This window comes from Glutamicibacter sp. AGC84 (assembly GCF_053543575.1).
Window position 1 is genome coordinate 86,016 of sequence record NZ_JBLVOC010000025.1, and the last position, 16,758, is coordinate 102,773.

A 16,758-nucleotide genomic window follows, 5' to 3' on the forward strand; every position below is an offset into this window, starting at 1 on the left:
GACGATTCTAGCCCACCTGCCTGCGCTCAGGAATTCTCGTTGAGTTTCCTTGCCAGCACACCGAGGCGCTGGACCAGCTCGGCAAACCCTGCTTCGGGGTCATTTGCTACGACTATCTGGGCATTCGCCGGCTTGCCCCACAGCCCTCGGAAATCGGCCACCGTGGTACCGAAGAGCAATTGCGATTCTGTCTCTACGTCCACCGTTGCGGGGCGGGTTTGGTATTCAAGTGTCCCTGCGGCAACGCCAGCGGCAAAGAAATCGTGCACATGGGCGATATAGCCCTGGTCGTAGTGCCTGTGGAATTCGAAGTAGAAGCGCAGGGCATCGGAGAGATAACGCACCAGCGGATTGGAGGACTTGCTCAGCGTTCCTTCCGGGTCGCTGGCCTGGACTATTTCCGGTTCAGCGCATCCAGCCTCAATGGAGAGCTTCGTCAAGAAGCCCGGCTGCATTTCGAAGCGTTCCGTGGTGTCCAGCGAGCAGATAATCGGCAACTTCGAGGAATCCAATCCTTGTTCCGCGGCAGCAGTGTAGGCAGCAAAAACTTCCTTTGCCGCATGCGGGTCCACGTGAGTGTTCCACTCAGCGGTAGGCGTGGTGTTGCCTTGGTAGTAGAAGGCGCCGCCCATGATCACTACCTTGCGCAGCAACCAAGGAAGACGTGGTTCGCGTCGAAGTGCCACAGCGAAGTTTGTCAGCGGCGCAGTCAGGAGCACTGTAAGCTCTCCTGGGTTGGCGCGTGCTGCATGGATCCAATAGTCAACGGCGTCATTGTCTGTAGCTGAGCCTGAGCCAGGATCGGGAAGCGTTGCGTAGCCAACCCCCTGAGGCCCGTGGGTCTCCGGAGTGGTCACGAGCTGAATTTCAAGTGGCTCTCGCGCACCGACGAGCACCGGGACGTCTGGCTTTCCGCAGAGTTTGAGCAGAGCGCGATTATTCGCAGCGACTTGATCAACACAAATGTTCCCTGGGGTGCTGGTGACTGCCTCAATTTTCACGTGATCGAGCGAGCAGAGATACGCCAAGGCCAGAGCATCATCGATGCCGGTGTCGCAGTCGATCAGCACTTGCGTGTCAGGCTGAACCATTTCAATTACTGTGCGTCGCGAATCGCTTTTACCTCGTCATAGAAGTCTCCGGCGTTAATCCGTCCAAGAATCCGACCTGTACCCGCAGTCCAGTTTCGCCGGAGCCCCGCTGGAACGCCCTCTTCAGAATAGAAATGAATCCGCTTCTCCGAAGCCCAAGCACCTTGTTGTTCGTTTGACTCGAAACGAAATTCAACATCGTCTGACGCAACCAGGTAGTCAACAGCCTCCTGCTTATCCTGTTCGCTGTCGAATACAACTTGTCCCTTTTTGCCGTATACAAGTTTGCTCAATTCAGGCTCCATTACTCTATTGAAATTACGCACCTTACTGAAACCAATAAAATCACGTCTAAGTCCTAGCGAGGCGGGTTTTCCACCAATGTGATTGATTGTTACGTAGTTGACTCAACAGAGTTTTAGGATCAACAGACAAGACGACGGCACCATAGCGAAGCGCTTCGAACACTTTAGCAGGGTAAGATCATGACAACTTTCCCTGAGGCCAATCTCGACAGTCAACAATAGAGACGGAATCCCACACTGCAATTCATCGAAGCGCGGCTTGCGAGATCCGTCACTCCTGCGTCGACGGCAAGCGCCTTAGATAACTGTCTGTGCTTCAGGGCCCGCAACCAAAATCGGGCAATTAATCGTTCAGCAGACCCCCTTTGCCAAGGCAAAAGACACTCCATCAAATCGGGGCAGCCCAAGTGCGAGAAGAGAGAGTCGCTTGTCTTTGCCTGCCAGCCTGCGCCCAGAAACCACGGCCCCGCCCCACCAGGGTGAAAACCACAGAGGAAAGACCATTCGGTCGCTGTCCATCCCTATACTAGATATATGTCGAACAACCTCTCATACGTGTCGCTATTCAGCAGTGCCGGACTTGGCTGCTACGGCTTCAAACAGGCCGGTTTCAATTGCCTAGCGACAGTTGAATTGCTTGAACGACGAATAAACGTTCAAAGGGCGAACCAGGTCGCTGACATGCCAAGCGCATACATCTCAGGCGACATCACCAAACCCGAAATACATGGAATGGTCATGTCTCGGGTTAATGATTTTAAGTTCAGAAACCCTGGTGAGGACGTCACCGCCGTCATCGCAACGCCACCGTGCCAAGGAATGTCAGTTGCCAATCATAAGAAACACGACAATGAGATTATTCGCAATTCTCTAGTCCTGGAGTCGCTAGACCTTATCGACCAAATTAGGCCTAAGGTCTTTGTGCTTGAAAACGTACGAAGCTTTCTTTCCTCCCTGTGCAACCGAGCGGGCGAAAAACCGATCACCATCGCGCAGGCAATTCAGGAAAAGCTGGGTCCCCGTTATTTAGTCCATTCAAGAGTCGTGAATCTTCGTGACTTCGGTTCACCGTCCAGCCGCACGCGAACTTTGGTGATAGGTACACTAAAATCGATGCAAACCGTCCCGGCGGACCTGTTTCCTGCTCGGTTACACGCCGCTTCGCTGATCGACCTCATCGGCCATCTCCCCTCACTATCTACAATGGGGGAAATCTCTGACACGGACCACTTGCATGGATTCCGCCGGTACAAAGAACACATGCGCGATTGGATCCACAACTTAAACCCTGGTGAATCAGCTTTCGACAATGCCGATCCGCAAGAAAGACCGCACCAGATCATCAATGGCAACCTAGTCGAAAATAAGTCATCAAATGGCGACAAGTATCGCCGCCAGCTTTGGGATAAGGTACCTCCATGCGTCCATACGAGAAATGATATTTTAGCAAGTCAGAATACTGTTCATCCAGTTGACGACAGGGTCTTCAGCATCCGGGAACTAATGTTATTCATGGGCGTTCCTGAGACATTCCGCTGGAGTGAAGACGAATCACCAAATCCAAATGCGTGGCCCCTCGAAAAGAAGCAGGAATTCTTACGGACGCATGAGATGAACATCCGGCAATGCCTGGGAGAGGGTGTCCCAACACCAGTCTTCAGATCCATCGCAGAGAACATACGTGCAACTCTTCATGAAGCTCCGAACGTGGACGAAGAGATCTACAAGTACACCGATTCGATCGATCCCAAAAAACTTGATTCGTTCTACACTTCTCGCGTCGCTGCTTTCTGCTTATCGCAAGACCTGCCAAGTTTCACCAAAAAGAAGATCAAAATTCTTGAACCATCCGTGGGAACAGGAGCCTTACTACGTGCCATAGGGGAAAAATACAAAGATAAAACGATCGACTTGACGATTGTCGACGTCGACGTCGATGCTTTATCTATCGCACAATCCATTGCTGACTCTTACGGCAATATAACTCTGACCAGCCTAAACTCTAGTTTTCTAGACCTTGAATTCAAGGAAAACGAATTTGATCTCGTTATTGGTAATCCGCCATTCAGTGTTAAATTACCCGCTAGGCAGCTATCGGACTATAGTTCAAAGAAAGCGTTTGCCGTCTTCCTCGAAAAGGCATGCCGTGTCGGACGGAACATATCTTTCATAATCCCGAAATCGTTCTTGTCTGCACCGGATTACTGGTCCCTTCGAAACAAGCTGTCAGCTCATTTCCACGTTAGGTCAATTTTTGATTTTGGGATGTTAGCTTTTAGTGACGTTAAAATCGAAACTATCGGACTTACCCTTTACCAAAGACCGAAAGACCAGCTGGCACGCGATCTGGGCACTAGGGTCGCTTCGTTCATTATTGACCATGATTTAAACGCTCCACAGTCGTACATTACAGACCCATCATTCCCTACTTGGGTAATCTATAGAAACGATTTTTTTGATCAGATCGTTACACAATGCAATTTAGGTGCATTTGATGTTTACCGCGACAGAAGCATCACCAAGAAGAATTCTTCGTCTGAACATGGAATTCCGGTACTTAAAGCAAGAGACATCGCGAAGGGCGAAATCCATCCGGTGTCCGAACCTAGTTTTATTGCGGAAAAAGATCTCCCAAATGCGTGGAAGAAGATTGCAGACAATGAAAACCTAATTGTCGTACCAAATCTTACTTACTATCCAAGGGCAGCTTTCCTTCCGGACGGAGTGGTTCCGGACGGTTCCGCGGCTGTTCTCGTACCTCGGAACAGTGTCCCCATTTCTGGCGAAACATTACTTTGGTTCAGCAGCGAAACTTTCTATTTCTTCTACCGGATCGCTAGGAATTTTTCTACACGCACCCTTAACGTCGATAGATGCTCGGTATTCTACTGGTGCATCCCCAAGAACCTTGAATTCTCGCATATTCCGCAAATGCAGAACAACCCTCGTTCACTATTTCCTAGTCATGAAATCTATCAAAAGCAGCTCAGTCTGATTAGCTTGAAGTAACCTAAGAAAATTCTCTTGAAACAGGAGCTTTCATGTCGTCATATTGGGAAGATGCGCTAAGCGATCGGAACCTCAACCTACGTAAGCGTAATTATCGATACATGGACCAAAAGTGCGCGCCAGATGTCGTTCACAGCGTGGCCCAAATGATCAACAATCTTGATCCCGGCGAAAAATCATTTACTCGCTTCGACCTTCAATCCAGCAAGTTCTGCGAAACTGAGCTGACTTTTCGCTTTGAAAAACCAACTCCCGATTCCGCCTCCCAACGAAATGAAATCGACAAATTTATTGGTCAACCCCTCAAGACTCTCGCATTCGCAGGAATTCTTGAAGAAGACCTCTCTGCCAGAATCAATTCATACAGAGTGGCGTCTTCGGATGAAGTGCAGCTTCTCGCTGCAAGCGACTCTTCCTGTTTAGAGTTCCTGATCGCTTTCAATGAGGAAGTCGTGAAGCAAAGCGGGCTTACTCATATGTTTGAGCGATACGTACGCAGCGATCACTCAAAAGCCTCCTACGACGAGCTTCGAGACGAGTTTTTCCGTTTTTTTCGAAGCAATACTAACCTCGGAAATAGGGGCTCCAGTGGAGAAACCGAATTTCGTCGAATCTTTCCGAAAATCCTCAATCCTTTGACCGTCAAGTGGAACGTACCGGGTGCAATCGGTGGCCGACCATCAAAGGATCTGCTGACTTATTCTGATCTACGCTACAACCGAGTGAATTTTCGCGACCTCAAGAAGAAACGAAGTGAGAGCCGCACAGAATTCGCACTTCGACAAGATCGCGTAAAGACGTTCTCAAAGACATCGACGCGACTGGCTATGAATAAAGTCAGAGAATATCACCAGGGCATTTCCGAAGTTCGGGACTCGCTCTCTTCGGGAGCTGCAACACAGGTACACCACATCTTTTCGCAATCCGCCTTTCCTGAGTTAACAGACGTTCGTGAAAATCTGATTACTCTGACACCGTCACAGCACATGACGAAAGCTCATCCTATGAACAGAACTCATGTTTCAGACCCCGAATACCAACTCGTATGCCTTCTGGCAAAGTTCGATTCCGTAGAAGCATCAATGGCTTTGGGCGACGGATTTTACGGATTAGGGTCAATAAAACTACTCGTAAATGAAGCTTTAGGAATCGTCATCCCCCAAGACCTTAACTGCTCGCAGTCGAAAATATTTGTACGGGCAGAATTGAGGAACAGATCTGCGTAGCCACGCAAAGATGGGTTCTCGCAGAGCTGCGAAGTTCAGCACCTCCACGACCTCGCACGCTCTTCGAATTTGGAAGCCTAACTGCAACTATCGAGGAACGTCATTAGCCGATATCTGACGACTTTCAGAGTTATCTTAGAATCTAAATTCAGGCTTTCACCCCATGCGTGCGCTGCCGCGTCGTACCGGAAATCTGATTTTCGGAGGTTGAAGAGGTCTGCCTGAGCACAGCCTGAATCAAGACCAGTAAATACTAGCCTGATAGCATTACTCTCCCTTATTTATACGGTGGAATAATGTCTGGACCGTTGATAATCCTATGCAACGCCAATAGCCTTAGGTCGTCGCCCCGATTATCCCGTATGTCTCCTACGATGAGTCAGACTGTCTGAGCTGCATGAGCAGACTCAGGCATGACTGAACTTGCATATATGACCCGAGAAGTCTGGGCGCAGGGTGGTACTTCGATGATGGCTCAAAGCACCATTATTCGCAAATGGCTCGGAGAGCCCCCAAATTTATTCGTCACTTCCAACTCGAAAATTCTTCAAGGGCCAAACAGCGCCGTTAGAGAGTTCGTAGATTACGTTGCGCTAAAGAACGACTCTCGAGGAATCGTGAGTGTTCAGGAGCTGCGGGCTCGTACACAGCATGGCGAACGGTTCAACGGCACTCTCACTGTCATGTATCTAAACAGGATAGACGACGATGACCTGCTGAGAAAGTTGGTTGATGAAGATCTTGTTGCTCGCCTGTTCGTAATCGTATGGTCACCTTTAGACATGATTCGGTTATGGCTTGATGGCAAGCAGGCCTGCGATCTAGGTATAGGTTCGGCCCACGATGCACCCGATGCGGTCCAGTTGTAGGTTGCCATGTGCATGGTTGACGAACAGTACAACGGGCTCTCGCCCGGCATTGGGAAAGCCGTCGTTGTCCAATTAATCCGTGCCTTCATTGCGGGCGGTTACGTATTAGAAAAAGAGCCTTGGCTACGAGCATTCTTTGCTGCGGGAGGACATTTCCGACATGCTGGTTCGATCAACTGCAGAATAGCGCTAAAAGGTACTTGTGTTCTTGCAACCGGGTGTGAAATCTCGGGACATCGTGGACACTGGATCTCAATACTTTGTATGTCCTGTCTCATCACTTTGTGGACACACGATCTCATGATTTCGTGGACGGCATGTCTAAAAAGTGCGTGGACAAATCAAGACAGCTTTCTGGCACTGTCGAGAACATGACAAGTGCCCTTCGACCACGAGTGCGTTCCATGATCATCAACTTCGACCGCACACAACCAGATGCGCTGAGCATCAGCGAATTCTGCAAGACTCAGAAAATCTCCCGAAGTATTTTCTATCGACTTCGACACCGGGCAATCAACGAATCAGCGGCGGCTCTCCACCCGCAATCCAGAGCACCGAGAGAACCAGCTAGGAAATACGGCCCAGCAGTGATCAACGAGCTGGTGAAGATCCGCCAGAAACTCAAAAGGATGGTTGGGACTACGGCCCCAAAGTCATTCATTACGAAGCAACGACTAACGAAGACACGTTCCCAGGCGGCAAGATTCCGTCTATTGCTACGATAGGCCGCTTACTGGCCAGCGTCGGTCACGTGGACCGTAACCCTCGCAAGCGACCTAAATCGTCTTATGTTCCCCTCGCAAGGTCAATTGCCATAGCCTTGTGGCAACTTGATGCTTTTGAATACCGAACCGCCAAGAATCAGCTCATCACCGTGTACCAGCTCATTGATGATGCCAGCAGATTCGATGTCGGCTCCCGAGCGTTCCAACGCCACCAAAAGAGCCAGGATGCCCAAGAAATGCTCGTGCGAGCCATCGCGGAGTACGGTGCACCCCAAGAGGCCCTCAGTGATATTTCCAAAGCGTTCAACCAGTTGCGTAGCGGAAGATTCGGTTCAGTAGAAGTCTTTCTCGCATCTAAGGGAAGCATGCCGATCACTGGGCTTCCGGGACGGCCTACAACTCAGGGGAAGAACGAACGTTCACACCGTACGTTGCAGCGTTTCTTGACGGCGAATAAGCCACAGGTTCTGGCCGATGTACAGAGGCTATTGAAATGGTAACGGGAACACTACAACAAACGACGTCCACATCAATCGTTGAACCAAGCTACTCCACAGTCTGCTTGGGACCTGCTAGAGCATACGCCAGCTACCGAACCGATTCACTTATCAGTGCTGGAAGCGAAAGCCGCCGAATATCTCAGTAAACGTCGATTAGCCTAGTCTTCGGTCAGTAGGTTGGATGTGGTGGTGTCGAAGTCGGATGAAATCATGAAAAGCACTCATGACGAATCGGATCCAGCGCCCCTGTTGGAATCAAATCAGATGCTTGCGGAAGTGACGAAGGAAAACCGCAGAACGTTCTATCGAGGATTCCACATTTCGTTGCCCACATCGTTTGCTCGCCGTCAGTTCGTCAGGACGATTACGGACACAGAATTTTTGTTGTCGGACCCTGAGACTAGTGAAGTTGTCATGTCGTTCCCGTTACCGATGGTGGCCTTGAAAGTCGAGGGGAAGTTCGTTTCGTCGTATTCAATCAGAGGTATTCAGATGGCTCTGACGTCTCGTCAATGTGAGAAGAAAGCTGAGCAGTATCGTGCTGTCATCCAAGCTCGTGAGGATCAAATGCCGGCGTGCTTTGACCATCAGTAGTCGTTTGACAGCTACCAACAGTTCCGGTCTGTTGGTAGCCGTGTACAAAGTATTGAGATCGGTTGTCCACGATGTCCCGAGATTTCACACCAACAAGCAGGAATGAAGGTACCCGGTTAGGAGATGGCATCGGTACCGACTCTTAAGAACAGGAGTACCCTTTCGCGCTATTCGGCATCAAGGAATGGTTCATCCGGTGGATCAATGAGAAGAAGTACTGAGAACTAGCGTTGGACGCTGACGGTGGTCAGCGTGATGACGCGTGGGTAATCGACGAGTCCAAGGTGTTGGAGCTGAAGGACTACCCGCCAGGCACGAGGATTTATTTACGGTATGGGCCCTTGCATCCCGGGGCGAAAGCGTACTTGTTTGGTACGGACGGGAACCGGGTGACAGCGTTCTTGACCAACAGCCCGCGGTTCAACCTGGCGTTCCTTGATGCTCGGCATCGCGCGCGGGGCCGGTGCGAGAACAGGGTCAAAACGCTCAAAAGCGCGGGGTTGGGTAAGCTGCCATATTGGTCTTTCGCAGCGAACCAGGCATGGGCTGACTTGGCGATGTTCGCAGCGAATTTGGTGCTTTGGCTGCAGCTGGCTGCGCTGTCTGGTGTCCATGAGGCCAGCTGCTAATCCCGGTGAGAGCGCCTGAATCACAGTTGCTTTGCCAGTTGCAAGAACGCGTCGGTACTTTGTTCCAGCGATGGCGGCACGGTGAGCTGGCTGCTTGAATGGGTGGTGCCTGTTCTCTTGTTTCTTAGGTTTTGAAAGGCTATTTTAGTCAGGACTGGTGGGGCCTAGCATTGCGCACCGGTGGTTCAGGTGCTTTTTGGCGTGGGCGGAATTAGGAACGGCCACCGTGATTCCCCTGGGAGTGGACTTCGGTGACTTTCAGAGCCTTGATGAAAAATCTGGGTTAGGGCGATCATGTCCAAAGAACCGATCGACATGAGATTTGGCTTCCTGATGCTGTACCAAATACTTTGGTGAGATTGAAGAGTATCTCGGCATATCACGCACTAGCTCCCCAACATATTCGCACGACTTCGTACCACTGCAATATCACAATTCCACATAATGAGCAGACGATCGTGGAATAGCCATATTATTGCCATCCACAGCAGTTCGAAGATAAGTCCTAATATTCACGTTGTGCTGGTCGTCGTGGATACATCCAATAGCGAGGTTTAGTCAGATATTCATTTTCAATTAGAGCTTGGAAGACCCGCCCATATTTGCCACTGAGATTTCGGCATTCTTTTGAATATCTGAAAATGATAGTTAACTAGGAGATCTGAGATTTATTTTAAATAACTTGAACTTTTTATTAGTTCAAATATTATCCGCCCCGTCAAGCCTACGCCACAAATGCGATACCAGGCTTAAAATATCTAGGCAGTCACTGTCTGTAAGTAGATGAGTATCTTCCAAAATCGAGCGTTGATTATGGGCTGCCGGATTGCGAAATGCAGCAACTGCTCCTTTTGAGAGGAAATGTTGCCCTTCCCGAACACTATTTAGCGTATCCTCCGTAAGTACTCCAGAACCAGCAGCACGGCTAAAGACCGCTGCTACGTCCAAGACCGGAGCCGCGCCACTGAACGCCGCACTCATGATTTTCGAGTCAAGGGTAGCGTCCACTTTCGACTTCATACGAACGGCGGCTGAGTATGCTTTCATTGCTTCGTCTAGCGCACGCAAATAGTCGCCTCGCTGGTAATCGCTCTCCGCTGCGCTCTGAACTTTTGCATGCAGGTGCCGCCAGTGCAACCGCGCATACTCAGGGATAAGAGCTTCAACACTGTCAAGAATGCTGTCAAGTACCGGCTCAGACATGTCAACCTCTGATGACACAATCTTTTCCAGAAGATCATTTAGACGAGCACCGTCGCCGTCACGTTGTTTCGAAGTCCATTCTGAAAAATCACGACCCGTCCGACGCTGCGCACGTTGTGACTTGGCAGCGTCTCTTTGACGTCGCCAGTCTCTCGAAATCCACGTAAGAGCCTGAATGATGTGATTCTTTAATTCTCGTGTTGCAGACACGTCCCAATTTATTGAGGCTCGATCGCTTGCGATCACGTCTATCTCTAGATCGTCAAGGTAATCTGCTTCCAAGGTTCCCGATAAATAAGAAAAAGCGTAGCTTGATTCAGAAGCGCCGTAGAAACCGGCGGCATTGGCTCTTCGACCGTTCACAAATACTATCACGCCCCGATTTTCATCCTTTTGCGTGCGCTTCGTTCCATAAACAACACCGGTAATTCCCTTACTTTGGAAATATCGTCTAGTATCGTCGTCATTAGGCAAGCTCTCCGGGATTCGCCACGTAAATTGAATGTCATCATCATCGAATCTCAGATCGCTTGTAATGGCTTTTCGGTTCTTCCCCTTCTCCACAAACAGTTCAAAATTACCGTCGTAATTAAATAACCGCGCAAGACTTTTCGCCAGGTTGTCAACGGATATTGAGCTGCTTCTCGTCAACTCACGGATTTCGATGCGGGTTCCATGCAAACCAGATTCTTCCAAGGCCTCGGTTGCCCCTGGGTGGTATTCCCCGCTCCCTAGATCCATCATGTCGTGCCAATTGAGCACGATGTCAATACGCGAATCGCTGCCCATTCGTGTGGTTGACACCCTGATAAGTCGACCAATACCGAAGAGTGCCAACTTGCCGATGCCTTTCTTACCAGACACTTTTCGACGCCCGCTTTCACTTAGCACTCCTGTTTCTTCTGGAGCTCTGCGATTACGACCTATTCTGAGATACTTGTTGTTTAGATCATCCCTGGACATCCCATGACCGTCATCCACGACTGCTATGTATTCGCGCCCGGATTCGTGATCATGTTCAATCGAAACGACAACGGTAGTAGCATCAGCGTCATAGGCATTAGCGATCAGTTCTGCAAGTGCTGCTGGGAGTTGCGAATACATTTGCAGCCCGAGGTGCTCAATCGTGCGCGCTTCAAAAGAAAGCGTTAATTCATCAGGCATGATTTCCCCTCGATACTCGAAACACCGATAATTTAATAATATTCAATCACCGTCTGCTTCATTGATTAACCACGTTCGGCTCAAGCCAACAACTTATTGATATCTTGCCACCTTCCCTGCTTCTTGCGGTCATCGAAGTAATCAATGGTCTCTCAAGAGTGGAAACGCTTAGCAATTCGAGGCGTTACTCCGTTGAGAGATAACCGGCGCATTCATTCTCAAGGATCACCAGACCCCATGGGAGCTTGGGCAAAAATTTAGTTAGCTTACACCCGGAAATTCTCCTATGATGAGGGATCATGAATGATCGCAAGATTCGGGTAGTCGATCTCTTTGCAGGTGCAGGTGGTCTCACGGCTGGCTTTCATCAAGCATCCCCAAAATTTGAGACTGTTGCGGCAGTTGAGATGGATACAGCTGCCGCAGCTTCATTTGAAGCAACATTTGGCGACGGCATTGTATATGCTGGACCGATCCAAGAATGGTTGAAATCGACGGCGATGCCACAAGATATTGATGTCATTATTGGAGGCCCCCCGTGCCAGGGCTTCTCCACGCTTGGCAAACAAGATACTGAAGACGAGAGAAACACACTTTGGCAGCACTATGCTGCGGCGATTCGTCAGCTACGTCCAAAATATTTTGTGGTCGAAAACGTAGCAGCCTTCGCTTCCTCGCCTCAGTACCATGAATTCCTCGAGCTTACGAAGACTGGCAGCTTGAGGGACTACAAGTTTCAGCACAGGATACTGAACGCCGCGGACTACGGGGCACCTCAAGCACGCCGCCGCACAGTGATCATTGGCCACCACCGCGAATTAGAATTTCCAGGTTTCCCCGAGCCCACCCATACCGTTCACCGGACTGTCGCTGAAGTTTTCATAAACATTCCAACAGTTGTCGATGGCATCGATCTGCCAGGCGACCGCACTTACAACTTCCTCGGCAAGTTGTTCGCTGGTCCGTTTGCACCACGCGACTTACACCTTGGGCGACGTTACGAACAGCTTTCGCTGAAGCGGTTTGCTACAATTCCGGCTGGTGGAAATAGATTCGATATTCCCGAAGAATTGTTATCTAATTGCTGGAAAAATCATAAGTCGGGCTCTGGGGATGTAATGGGTCGACTCCACGCTAACAAACCGTCCGTGACCATACGGACAGAATTCTTTAAGCCTGAGAAAGGGAGATACCTTCATCCTAACCCAGCCGTCATGCGTGCAATCACTCACTTTGAAGCTGCGACACTTCAAGGATTCCCGGACGATCACCAGTTCGTCGGTTCTAAAACTGCAATCGCACGTCAAATTGGAAACGCAGTCCCCATTCCGTTGGGGAAGGCAATAGGGAAACAAATTCTCGCCAGCTTAGAACCCTGACAAAGTAGTTGCAAACTGACACCGTGCTAATTCAACGAACGTTTTCTTGTCGACTAATCCATAGTATTACAGGGATTTCAACATATTGAGTAGTGAGAGATCCCAAGCGAACTTAATCACTATGCTTAACTTGAAGAACAACGCATCACCCTTAATACACCTTCTCAATGTCGCTAAGTTACCTATTTGACGTTCCCTAAGCGGTCATTGCGGATAGTCTCTGTCTACGCGAAAAGTGCGTGGTTATTACCCCTCGACGCGCTGAACCTTTCCTGCCAAGAAGACGTAGGAGAGGACGCCAACTGCGGCGATAACCGTCATGTAAATGAAGGCTGGGCCGAAATCGGTCGCCGAGACCAGTAAGCCAATCACGATTGGGGTGGCAATCGAGGACAGGTTGCCGATGAAGTTGAACATGCCACCGGTCAAACCAATCAGCCGTGACGGTGCCAGCGCAGAAACCAACGACCAGGTAATCGATGCCAGACCATTGCCGAAGAAGACAACGGACATGAACGTGATAACCAGAGCAGTGCTGTCGGTGAAGATTGCACCGATCATGCTCATGGAGAGCAACAGCCCGGTGATGATTGGTAGTTTGCGCGAAGGCCCGAGACTTACTTCACGCTTGAGCATGAAGTCATAGAGAACACCACTGATCAATACACCCACCAACGCTGCAACAAACGGAAGCGACGTCAAGAAACCGGTTTTGATGTAGTCCATGTGGCGGTAGGTCACGAAGTAGGCTGGGAACCAGGTCAAGAAGAACCACAAGGTAGAGGTCAAGCAGAACTGACCAATGTAGATACCCCAGAGCTTGCGTCGGCCCAGTACCAGAGCGAAGTCTGCTTTGCTCAGCTTTGCTGCTGGAGCTTTGGCCTGCGCGCTGCCCAAATCAACCAGTCCGCCACCCTCTCGGATCTACTGCAGTTCAGCAGCGTTGGTCCGCTTGGAGTCCACAGGATTACGGTACATGAAGAACCAGATCAAGCCCCACACAATGCCAACAGCATCGGTGACAACAAATACCCAGTGCCAGGTCAGCGGTGTTGCAACCACAGAAGAACCGGGGTCAGCAGCGCAAGACCAATGAACTGGCCAGAGGTTTAGAAGCCAATGACTGTGGCTCGTTCAAGCTCTGGGAACGAAGCAGTGACTACCTTGTTATTGATTGGATACGCAGGTGCTTCAAAACCACCAACGGCCAAACGCAAAACGCTCAAGGCAATGAAGCTTCCAGCCATGCCCATGAAGATGGTTGCTACAGACCAGAGCACTAGGCAGATTGGGTACAGCAGGCGGGGCTGCACCCGGTCCACCAACCATCCGCCAGGCAACTGCATTGCAGCGTAGGTCCAACCAAAAGCAGAGAGCAGCAGACCTTGTTGTGCAGTATCGAGACCGAATTCCTCGGAATTCAGTGGAGCTGCAACCGAAAGGTTTGAACGATCCATGTAGTTGATTACTACGGTAAGGAACAACATCAATGCTACGGCGTAGCGTATCTCTGTTGCTTTGTCAGTGCTCCTAAGTGTGGCAGCTGACGACACTGTCGACTGAGACATTCGATTTACCATTCTGCGAAGGATCCGTCCTTGTGACGCCAAATTGGGTTGCGCCAGCGGTGACCTTCAGCTGCGCGTTCAATGACGTACTCTTCATTTACATCAAGGCCCAGGCCCGGACCCTCAGGGATGGCGACCATGTCATCCTTGTAGGCGAAGACCGACGGATCATTGACGTAATCAAGGAGATCGTAGGATTTGTTGTAGAGAATTCCCAGGGAGTGCTCCTGGATAAAGGCGTTGTGCTCACCGGCATCAATCTGCAGGTTCGTTGCCCGAGCGATTGAGCCCAGGGGGCAGTGCAAGTCGACTGCAACGTCATAGGCTTCAGTCATCGTCGCAATCTTACGGGCTTCGGTGATGCCACCGCAGTGCGAAGGATCCGGCTGGATGATGTCCACCGCTCCGCTGGCCAGTACGTCCTTTGAAGTCCCAGCACGAGAACAGGCGCTCGCCCAAGGCAATCGGAGTACTGGAATTGCGCAATGTCTCCAGCATGGGGTTCACGTTTTCACTAAGTACCGGTTCTTCAATGAACATCAGCTTGAATGGCTCTAGTCTCTTGAGCAGAACCTTGGCCATTGGCTTTGACGATTCAATTGACGCTCCTCCTCCGGACAAGCTCACGCTTGCTCGCGGGGTAGATATTCTGCGCGCTATAGGCCGTGGTGCAACTAATCTGAATGAAGTATCTGTTGCCGCGAATATCGGAATGAGCGCTGCGCAACGCATGGTGAAACTCCTGGTGCAGCGTGGATTCCTGCGCAGTACCCATGGCACCGACTTCAGCCTGGGGCCGGAACTGATATAGCTGGGTTTCCACGCCCTGTATCAAAGCCCGGTCCCTGTTATTGCGAAGCCAATCCTGGAAGAGCTCGCCCGCAAGTACCAAGACACCGTGGACCTGGCGGTGGAAGACGAAGCCCAAGTGCTTTACGTCGACAAAGTCCCCCGGTACTCGCGACGCGCATGGCGCTGGGGAGTGGGACAGCGCATGCCTCTGAGTCGCACCGGCATTGGCAAGACGCTGCTGCTTGATACTCCCCAGCGCTGGGAATCCACCTTTGATTCCGAGTCGCCTGTAGAACAGGCTTCGCATCAAACCAAGGAGGCCTTCCTGTCCAGAATGAAAGCCTATGCAAAAGAAGGTATCGCTTTGGATCGGGAAGACAATGAGACTGGCCTCCGATGCGTCGTCGCTCCGATTCGCAATGACAGCGGCCAGATCATCGCCGCTATTAGCATGTCGGCCACCAATACCTACATGCCTGACGAGCGGATGATGGTGCTCAAGTCCGTGATGGGTTCTACCGCCACACAAATTTCGCGCAAGTTGGGCTACTCGGGCAAGACCTTCTAGGACGCTTCGCATTTAGAGCGCGAAACGGTAGCCATATCTAGTTCGGCGAGGAAATGACGGGGGTGGGAGGATTCTGGATCCAACTTGGTGCGCAGCTGCTACTGAATAGGGTTTGTTGGTGCCTGTCATCCGGTTGCACGATATTTAGCGTTGGAGCTTCGTGGACATTGCGTCTCAACGCTGTCACTCCGATTCGCCGGAGCAGAGGTGTCACTTCACGCTATTCAACACGCCTCATCCGAACGCCGCATGAATATACTGAGGAAATTTCGCGCGTTCAGCCAATACCGTGCACGCAGAATGTTCTTGAGTTAAATCTAGAATTCCCAATTTAAACATGTAGATGCAGCGGGTCTAGTAGCACCGCCCCCTGCCAAAGACAACCGCGAGACAACCGCAAAACGCGTTCAGTAGACAGCTAGCAGGGTTGCCACACCTTCCAGACACTATTCCATTAGCTGCTTCGCCGACACGGCATCACTCGACCGATGCCACCGATAAGGAAGGCATCAAGGGCCAGTTCGCCACAGCCAAGGAGACCTACGGCTCGGTGGATATCGCATTCAACAACGCGGGGATTTCCCCTACAGGTGGCGCTTCCATCCTGGATACCGGCATCGATGTCTGGCGCAAGGTGCAAGAGGTCAACCTGACCAACGTGTACTACTGCTGCAAGCACGTGTTGCCTTACATGCAGGAACAGGGACGGGGCTCCATCATCGACACTGCTTCCTTCGTCGCTGTCATGGGTGCGGCTACCAGCCAGATCAGCTAGTCGGCTTCCAAAGGTGGAGTGCTGTCCATGAGCCGCGAACTCGGTGTCGAGTTCGCCCGGCAGGGCATCCGAGTCAACGCGCTTTGCCCCGGTCCGGTTAACACCCCGTTGCTCAAAGAGCTCTTTGCCAAGGACCCGGAACGAGCGGCACGCCGATTGGTGCATGTACCGCTTGGTCGCTTCGCAGAACCGGATGAGCTGGCGGCCTCGGTAGCCTTCCTTGCTTCCGATGATTCTTCCTTCATCACCGCAAGCCAGTTCCTGGTGGACGGCGGCATCGCTGGAGCCTACGTTACCCCGCTATAAATTACTTGCTTTGCTCATCCACGAGGCGTGAGCCGCAGGCAAACGGAATGCCTCC

Annotated in this window: 14 protein-coding genes and 3 pseudogenes; 9 read left to right on the plus strand and 8 right to left on the minus strand. The window is 50.9% G+C overall.

Annotated features, from left to right (window positions below; genetic code table 11):
• Positions 1 to 26: 26 nt before the first annotated feature.
• Together ACNPN0_RS14260 and ACNPN0_RS14265 are read right to left on the minus strand one after the other, a co-directional pair.
• Positions 27 to 1,091 carry a nucleoside hydrolase gene (locus tag ACNPN0_RS14260; RefSeq protein ID WP_448937958.1) on the minus strand — a complete coding sequence of 355 codons (1,065 nt, stop codon included), beginning with the start codon at positions 1,089 to 1,091 and terminating at the stop codon, positions 27 to 29.
• Positions 1,092 to 1,096: 5 nt separating this feature from the next.
• Positions 1,097 to 1,384, minus strand: a complete 288-nt coding sequence (locus tag ACNPN0_RS14265; protein WP_448937957.1) for a hypothetical protein — start codon at positions 1,382 to 1,384, stop codon at positions 1,097 to 1,099.
• A gap of 546 nt (positions 1,385 to 1,930) precedes the next feature.
• Here ACNPN0_RS14265 and ACNPN0_RS14270 point away from each other — a divergent pair.
• The 5 genes and pseudogenes from ACNPN0_RS14270 to ACNPN0_RS14290 all read left to right on the plus strand — a co-directional run.
• Positions 1,931 to 4,405 (plus strand): DNA cytosine methyltransferase, encoded by a 2,475-nt coding sequence (locus ACNPN0_RS14270; protein WP_448937956.1) that lies wholly within the window; start codon positions 1,931 to 1,933, stop codon positions 4,403 to 4,405.
• A 146-nt stretch (positions 4,406 to 4,551) separates the two neighbouring features.
• On the plus strand, positions 4,552 to 5,631 hold the full coding sequence (locus tag ACNPN0_RS14275) for a hypothetical protein (protein WP_448937955.1): 1,080 nt from the start codon (positions 4,552 to 4,554) through the stop codon (positions 5,629 to 5,631).
• Between the two features lie 413 nt (positions 5,632 to 6,044).
• The gene (locus ACNPN0_RS14280; protein ID WP_448937954.1) at positions 6,045 to 6,500 is read left to right on the plus strand and encodes a hypothetical protein; all 456 of its coding nucleotides are present in this window, start codon (positions 6,045 to 6,047) and stop codon (positions 6,498 to 6,500) included.
• A gap of 371 nt (positions 6,501 to 6,871) precedes the next feature.
• Positions 6,872 to 8,319: pseudogene (locus tag ACNPN0_RS14285) on the plus strand (integrase core domain-containing protein).
• A 161-nt stretch (positions 8,320 to 8,480) separates the two neighbouring features.
• Positions 8,481 to 9,046, plus strand: a pseudogene (locus tag ACNPN0_RS14290) (IS1380 family transposase); the annotation flags it as partial.
• Between the two features lie 601 nt (positions 9,047 to 9,647).
• On the opposite strand, the gene ACNPN0_RS14295 reads toward ACNPN0_RS14290, so the two are convergent.
• Complete coding sequence (locus tag ACNPN0_RS14295; RefSeq protein ID WP_448937953.1) at positions 9,648 to 11,315, minus strand: TIGR02391 family protein; 1,668 nt, start codon at positions 11,313 to 11,315, stop codon at positions 9,648 to 9,650.
• Positions 11,316 to 11,614: 299 nt separating this feature from the next.
• On the opposite strand from ACNPN0_RS14295, the gene ACNPN0_RS14300 reads away from it, so the two are divergent.
• Positions 11,615 to 12,694 carry a DNA cytosine methyltransferase gene (locus ACNPN0_RS14300; RefSeq protein WP_448937952.1) on the plus strand — a complete coding sequence of 360 codons (1,080 nt, stop codon included), beginning with the start codon at positions 11,615 to 11,617 and terminating at the stop codon, positions 12,692 to 12,694.
• A gap of 246 nt (positions 12,695 to 12,940) precedes the next feature.
• On the opposite strand, the gene ACNPN0_RS14305 is transcribed toward ACNPN0_RS14300, so the two are convergent.
• The 5 genes from ACNPN0_RS14305 to ACNPN0_RS14325 are packed head-to-tail and all read right to left on the minus strand — an operon-like array spanning position 12,941 to position 14,844.
• On the minus strand, positions 12,941 to 13,591 hold the full coding sequence (locus ACNPN0_RS14305; protein WP_448937951.1) for an MFS transporter: 651 nt from the start codon (positions 13,589 to 13,591) through the stop codon (positions 12,941 to 12,943).
• Positions 13,592 to 13,618: 27 nt separating this feature from the next.
• Complete coding sequence (locus ACNPN0_RS14310) at positions 13,619 to 13,756, minus strand: hypothetical protein (protein ID WP_448937950.1); 138 nt, start codon at positions 13,754 to 13,756, stop codon at positions 13,619 to 13,621.
• Positions 13,757 to 13,803: 47 nt separating this feature from the next.
• The gene (locus tag ACNPN0_RS14315; protein WP_448937949.1) at positions 13,804 to 14,262 is read right to left on the minus strand and encodes an MFS transporter; all 459 of its coding nucleotides are present in this window, start codon (positions 14,260 to 14,262) and stop codon (positions 13,804 to 13,806) included.
• A gap of 5 nt (positions 14,263 to 14,267) precedes the next feature.
• Positions 14,268 to 14,663, minus strand: a complete 396-nt coding sequence (locus ACNPN0_RS14320) for an enolase C-terminal domain-like protein (RefSeq protein ID WP_448937948.1) — start codon at positions 14,661 to 14,663, stop codon at positions 14,268 to 14,270.
• Positions 14,608 to 14,844, minus strand: a complete 237-nt coding sequence (locus tag ACNPN0_RS14325) for an enolase C-terminal domain-like protein (protein WP_448938940.1) — start codon at positions 14,842 to 14,844, stop codon at positions 14,608 to 14,610. The genes ACNPN0_RS14320 and ACNPN0_RS14325 overlap by 56 nt, the downstream gene beginning before the upstream one ends.
• On the opposite strand from ACNPN0_RS14325, the gene ACNPN0_RS14330 reads away from it, so the two are divergent.
• The 3 genes and pseudogenes from ACNPN0_RS14330 to ACNPN0_RS14340 all read left to right on the plus strand — a co-directional run.
• Positions 14,795 to 15,073, plus strand: a complete 279-nt coding sequence (locus tag ACNPN0_RS14330) for a helix-turn-helix domain-containing protein (protein WP_448938941.1) — start codon at positions 14,795 to 14,797, stop codon at positions 15,071 to 15,073. The genes ACNPN0_RS14325 and ACNPN0_RS14330 overlap by 50 nt on opposite strands.
• 15 nt (positions 15,074 to 15,088) lie before the next feature.
• Complete coding sequence (locus tag ACNPN0_RS14335) at positions 15,089 to 15,622, plus strand: IclR family transcriptional regulator (RefSeq protein WP_448938945.1); 534 nt, start codon at positions 15,089 to 15,091, stop codon at positions 15,620 to 15,622.
• Between the two features lie 481 nt (positions 15,623 to 16,103).
• A pseudogene (locus ACNPN0_RS14340) lies at positions 16,104 to 16,703 on the plus strand (SDR family oxidoreductase); the annotation flags it as partial.
• Positions 16,704 to 16,758: the final 55 nt, after the last annotated feature.

What these genes read in the sequence shown, in the direction of transcription:
- ACNPN0_RS14260 (WP_448937958.1), bottom strand. Translation starts at nt 1,091, where the DNA reads ATGGTTCAGCCTGACACGCAAGTGCTGATCGACTGCGACACCGGCATC.
- ACNPN0_RS14270 (WP_448937956.1), top strand. Translation starts at nt 1,931, where the DNA reads ATGTCGAACAACCTCTCATACGTGTCGCTATTCAGCAGTGCCGGACTT.
- ACNPN0_RS14275 (WP_448937955.1), top strand. Translation starts at nt 4,552, where the DNA reads ATGATCAACAATCTTGATCCCGGCGAAAAATCATTTACTCGCTTCGAC.
- ACNPN0_RS14280 (WP_448937954.1), top strand. Translation starts at nt 6,045, where the DNA reads ATGACTGAACTTGCATATATGACCCGAGAAGTCTGGGCGCAGGGTGGT.
- ACNPN0_RS14295 (WP_448937953.1), bottom strand. Translation starts at nt 11,315, where the DNA reads ATGCCTGATGAATTAACGCTTTCTTTTGAAGCGCGCACGATTGAGCAC.
- ACNPN0_RS14300 (WP_448937952.1), top strand. Translation starts at nt 11,615, where the DNA reads ATGAATGATCGCAAGATTCGGGTAGTCGATCTCTTTGCAGGTGCAGGT.
- ACNPN0_RS14315 (WP_448937949.1), bottom strand. Translation starts at nt 14,262, where the DNA reads ATGTCTCAGTCGACAGTGTCGTCAGCTGCCACACTTAGGAGCACTGAC.
- ACNPN0_RS14330 (WP_448938941.1), top strand. Translation starts at nt 14,795, where the DNA reads ATGAACATCAGCTTGAATGGCTCTAGTCTCTTGAGCAGAACCTTGGCC.
- ACNPN0_RS14325 (WP_448938940.1), bottom strand. Translation starts at nt 14,844, where the DNA reads ATGGCCAAGGTTCTGCTCAAGAGACTAGAGCCATTCAAGCTGATGTTC.